Genomic DNA, 5,068 nt, shown 5'->3' with positions numbered 1-5,068 from the left:
GAGGAAAGCCAGAGTTCCTGAATTGTTCAGCGTCGGAATTTGGCCGGAATTATTGACAATACCGGCACCAATGAAGCCCAGACTTCCCCCCATACCGAAAGTATAGGCGGAGGCGCCAGCCGCGAATGTGAAGCCGCCGAGGGTCTGGTTGACCGTGGTGACGGCTGTCGCGCCAGTCGCCCCAAAGGTTGCCGTGCCGCTCGGAACGACGCCGCCGAGCCAGTTCGAACCGGTGCCGAAGGCGCCCGTCACACCCAGCCAGGTCGCGTCCTGGGCGAGGGCCGGAGATCCGGCGGCGAAAGCCGCAGCGCTGACGCCGAGCAGCAGCGCGAGACGCGAAGGGGCAGTCGTCTTGCGGTACGGCATGGGAGACGCAAGCCTTCGTTGGATCACGGCATCGTCGCAGCGAGCGTAACTCGATGACGTAGCGCAGTCCCTGTCAAGCGCACCGCGCTGAGGCGGATCGGCCTCTGGAATTTTAACGCGGAAAGCACATGCCGGCTGCGCCGCGGCCTGGCGATCTAGCGGCCTGCCGCCCGACGAACGCTTTCGCTGCGCTGCCTGCAACCTCGCCTCTGCGATTCGAACGGACGGCGCGCTCTCAACCGCCAGGCGAGCAGCCCGGAACCGAACGTTGCCAAGGCCGGGATGGGTCGATTTTGTCCCTTCAATCTCGGTCCGGTAGGTGACGTTCTGAGCGTCACGAGCCATTAACGCGGGCGCTGGAGAAGACCGAGCTGCGCGCTCAGCAGGAGTAAATCCGCGAGCAGTTGCTTCGCGGCAGGTTGTTCAAGATGCGGCTCAAGGAAATGGCCCGGTTCGCGAGGCAACACCGACCCACCGACGCAGCGCAGCCGGGCGTCTATCCGGCCATCCCCGGAGCTCTGGGCAGTCCCCCTAATCTGGCGCTGCGCAGTCGAGGATGTTATTCTCGATGGCAACATTGCATAATCGATCGCGCCTTATGATTTGATTGATTGCATGCCTGCAATCCAAATCGGGGCCGGCGGATCAAGAAGCGAGGCCGGTGCACCATCTTGATGACCTTCGCGAGTTTCGGGACGATCCTCTGGGTGACGATGAGAGGTGTGATGTGACGAAGGCCACAAAGCAGCAGCCCGAGCCCGAACCGCCCCCGAGCCAAACTAAGAGCAAGGGTGCCGAGCCAAAGACTCCGGGCCGGCTCAGGCGCATTGGCGGATCGTCATCGGACGACTGGAACAACATCCTCGCCAATCAGGCGTTCGGTTCCATATGGCTCCCCGGCTCCGATGAGGCCCAGGTGGGCAAGCAGTTCAAGTCCACCGCCGCCTACTTGGCCGCCTTCAAGGCGAAGGACGAGCTCGAGGCGATGATGGGAACCCAGCTGTTCGCTGCCCACAACGCCGCGATGGAGTGCTATCGCCGGGCGATGATTGTCGACCAGACATTCGCTGGCCGGTCCGAGAACTTCTCCCAGGCGAACAAGCTCTCGCGCACCTACGCCACTCTAATCGAGGCCCTGAACCGGCATCGCGGCAAGGGCGGCCAGCAGAAGGTCACGGTCGAGCATGTCCACGTCCACGAGGGCGGACAGGCCGCAATCGGCGCCTTCGCCACCCCAGGGGGTGGGGGTGGGGTTGCGATCAAATCAGAGGATCAACCACATGGAACCAACGCAACTGCGCCTCAGCCCCCGCTGCTGCGCTCGGACCCGATCGGCAACGTCCTGCCAATCCCCGGCCATGCCGAACGGGAGATGTCGCCTGCATGGGGGCAAGAGCCCCGGCGCGCCGAAGGGTAACAGGCACAGCCTGAAGCACGGTCGGTTCACGGCCAAGGCGATCGAGCGGCGACGCATGGTTTCGGCACTCGTGCGGAGCATGCGAGAGACGGCGGAGATGGTCTAACGACCCGACAGCAGAACGCCACCGCGGGGCTGGGCTGGGGGGCTTTGCAAGCGGTGGCGTTCCTGCCGCATCTGATCGGCGAACCAAGGCTACTTCGATCGGCGAGGAGAATCCACGTTCTGTGGACGGTACGTCATCGGAGCCGGAATTTGCACAGATAGGCCGGACTTTCTGAGATCTGCGAAAGCTTGGCTTTACGCAGTCCGGGGCCTCATCGCGCATCGCTTCAAAAGCGATCCGTTGCCTACAGCCGGCCTTGTATTCCCCCGGTGGCACAGGGTGAGGGCTCGCGTCATGGTGGCTGGCCTACTCGTCATTGCGTTCCTGGCCGGTTACCTGACCGGCTTTTCGGCGGCCGAACGGCTTTGGAAGCGCTGCGCCTTCGAAGCACTGGACCTTGTCGCCAACCGGGTTGCCAAACTGCGCGGAGATCCGTCTCGGCGACGCGAATAGCGACTTCGCCCGCCTCCCCCTCCTGTCCGAAGGTATGGCCATCATGGCCACACCCTTCGGTCGCGCCGGGGAATTGCTCCAGCAACTCGATGGGCGCGGGGCTCATTGGAGTAAAAGTGGGTTCGTCCCCACTTTTGCTCTGACACAGCGCCAAGCCGCTGCCGACGCCGGCATGTCGGAGCGCCAGCAGCTTCAGACCGTCCGCATCGCCAAGATGCAGGCCCCCCGGTCGTTAGAAGCAGTTGATCCCGTTGCCAATGCGCACGCAGGTTCGCGGGCGGGTCATCTGATAGGCTGCCGCGGCCATCGCGTCATTGCTGTTCCGGGTGGCTTCCTGAGATCCAATCTGCGCACCGACCTTGGCGTACTCAAGTTCGGCTTCGGCGTCGGTCAGCTGCCCTTTGTCCTGCTTCTCGGCAATCACCATGCGACTGGCGAGCCTAAGTTGGAGGAGATCCGCGGGATAGACGGAGGCGGCTTTCGCCTCGGCCGCATTGATGCAGCGTGCGAGGGGAACCTTCTTCGAGAAATTCTGAGACCGGCAGGCTGCTTTCTCTACCTCAATGTCCTTTGCCATTCTCGACTGGGCCGAAACACAGCCCGCGAGAACCGCGCTCAACAGAACCAAATATACCTTCATCAGAACCTCCATCAGCCCAGCCGGTTCTGTCGCGCAGTAGAGGGTCGGTGACCATGCTAGCCTCGGCCAAACATTTGGCGGAACGCGCCAAGCGGGCGAGAAGCAGGCAAAGCGGTCAGGTGGGCTTTATAACAAGCCGCCGAGATAGCTTGACTGCGAGTCGGCATTTATAGATATTCGAATAAATTCATAAATGCCCTCTATCTCCTATCTCCTGTTACCTCTTAGAGAGCTCCCCGATGGTCGGATCGAACCGCGTCCAGCGCCTCAAGCGGAAGGCCGGCATCGTCGCAAGCGAGCGCGCGGTCGTGGTCAACAAGGCCGTGGGCTACATCCGCGTCTCCTCGACCGAGCAGGCGGAACACGGCTTTGGCTTGGCGACGCAGGAAGCGGCGATCCGCGCCTTCGCCACCAGCCAGGGTTATGAGCTCATCGAGGTCGTGACAGACGCCGCGGTGTCGGGTGCGTCGCGGCCGGCCGAGCGCGACGGATTCCGCCGCGTGATCGAGCTGGCGGAGGACGGCGCGTTCTCGGTCCTGCTGGTCTGGAAGTTCGATCGGCTGGCCCGCCAGATTGTCTATGCGGTGACGGCCGCTAATGACCTGCAGGAGCAGCACGGCGTCCAGCTTCGCAGCGTCACGGAGCCGATCGACACGGCGACCGCGATGGGCCGGACCGTCTTCGCCATCCTGGCCGGCATGGCCGAGCAGGAGCGCCAGGTCATCACGGAGAGGACGTTCCTTGGCCGGCAGGAAAAGGCGACGCGGGGAGGGTATGCCTGCGGGGCGGTGCCGCTGGGCTATGTCACCGACCGGGAGGGCGGGCTTGCGCCTGATGCCGAGAGCGCGGTGACTGTGCGCCGGATCTTCGCCATGCGGAAGGAAGGCGCCACGCTGCAGGCCATCGCCAGCGCCTTGAACGGGGACGGCATCGCAACGTCGCGCGGCGGCCGGTGGTGGCCGGCCACGGTTCGCTACATTCTCGACAACCCCAAATATCGCGGCGACAGCGAATACCTGTTCCGCTGGAATGGCGACGAGAAGCACGTCCAGCGCACCGGCACGCATGCTGCCCTGATAGATTGATGTCTTGCAGTCTAGCCGTCCTGCTAGCTCGTCATCTATCTATCGCGCTCGCCTCCCACGCCAAGCAGGCCGACGACGAGGAATTGATGCGGATGGCGACCCGCATCAGAGCCCGCGCGGTCAGGCGCGCCGGGGAACTGCTCCACCAACTCGATGGAAGGGGCCGACCGCCAGAAAATACCATGGACACCCACGGTATTTCCCAGCGCCAGGCAGCTTCCGACGCCGGCATGTCCGAGAGGCAAAGAGGCTTGGCGATGGGCTTAAGATAGCCGCTTGGCGATCATGCTCTGGACGATAGCTGTCCCGAAGAAAGGAAGGAGGATGACGAGCACCACCCAGGCCGCCGATAAGCCAGCCGCTGACAGGAGCTTCGCAGTCGACACCACAAACCACATGGTGCAGCCAATCACGGTCAGTGTGACCAGCCACTGCCAAATCGTTACGTCGCCCATCTCGATACTCCCCTCTTCTTCCGGAACAGGTTGAATCCGCTTACGCTGCACTCGTCCAGTCCGCACCCTGCGGTGGCCCATCATCCCTTATCAGGCGGGACGCTGTGCCTAGGCTAGAGACGCATTGCACTCCGGTTGATTCAGCGTTCGTTCGGGGTTTGAACAGACGCCGCGCCGGGCCACAGGAGGCCCAGGTTTGGCATTTCGCGCGATTTTGGCTATCCGAAGGGCAGAAAATTTTTTGCGCCCACCGGCCGCCTTCTAAACGCTTCCACGGGGCTATGCCCCTTGAAGGAACTTTCGGACCACCTACCTGTTGAGGACGCGGCGTCGGAGACGATGCCTGCCTGCTCTCCGGTTGGATGCGTTGCCGCGGATGTACCGGCCGCACCGACAGGAGGGCAAAGCCAGTTTCCCGGCGATGGCCGGAACCGCCAAGTCCTGACAGAAGTCAGAGGCCCGTCGCTTCCCAAGCGGCGGGCTTATTATTTCCTGAGCTGAGGTTCGCGGAGTAATAAGCGCGCAAGCGGCTTCCGATGCGGGCAT

Annotated in this window: 5 protein-coding genes; 2 read left to right on the top strand and 3 right to left on the bottom strand. The window is 63.0% G+C overall.

What is annotated here, in order from left to right; all coding sequences use genetic code 11:
- Nucleotides 1–366: hypothetical protein (locus tag ABZU72_RS28570; protein ID WP_355022146.1), on the bottom strand; the 366-nt coding region annotated here is incomplete at its 3' end.
- A gap of 1,184 nt (nt 367–1,550) precedes the next feature.
- On the opposite strand from ABZU72_RS28570, the gene ABZU72_RS28565 reads away from it, so the two are divergent.
- Nucleotides 1,551–1,889 (top strand): HGGxSTG domain-containing protein, encoded by a 339-nt coding sequence (locus ABZU72_RS28565; RefSeq protein ID WP_355022145.1) that lies wholly within the window; start codon nt 1,551–1,553, stop codon nt 1,887–1,889.
- Nucleotides 1,890–2,574: 685 nt separating this feature from the next.
- On the opposite strand, the gene ABZU72_RS28560 is transcribed toward ABZU72_RS28565, so the two are convergent.
- The gene (locus ABZU72_RS28560) at nt 2,575–2,994 is read right to left on the bottom strand and encodes a hypothetical protein (protein ID WP_355022144.1); all 420 of its coding nucleotides are present in this window, start codon (nt 2,992–2,994) and stop codon (nt 2,575–2,577) included.
- 227 nt (nt 2,995–3,221) lie between these two features.
- Between ABZU72_RS28560 and ABZU72_RS28555 the strand changes: the two genes are divergently transcribed.
- The gene (locus ABZU72_RS28555) at nt 3,222–4,067 is read left to right on the top strand and encodes a recombinase family protein (protein ID WP_355022143.1); all 846 of its coding nucleotides are present in this window, start codon (nt 3,222–3,224) and stop codon (nt 4,065–4,067) included.
- A 263-nt stretch (nt 4,068–4,330) separates the two neighbouring features.
- Here ABZU72_RS28555 and ABZU72_RS28550 read toward each other — a convergent pair whose 3' ends face one another.
- Nucleotides 4,331–4,522, bottom strand: a complete 192-nt coding sequence (locus tag ABZU72_RS28550) for a hypothetical protein (protein ID WP_355022142.1) — start codon at nt 4,520–4,522, stop codon at nt 4,331–4,333.
- Nucleotides 4,523–5,068 lie beyond the last annotated feature (546 nt).

Origin of the sequence: Nocardioides sp. NPDC004968 (assembly GCF_040608935.1) — a bacterium.
GTDB lineage: Bacteria > Actinomycetota > Actinomycetes > Propionibacteriales > Nocardioidaceae > Nocardioides.
This window is presented reverse-complemented; position numbering and strand designations above follow the sequence as displayed.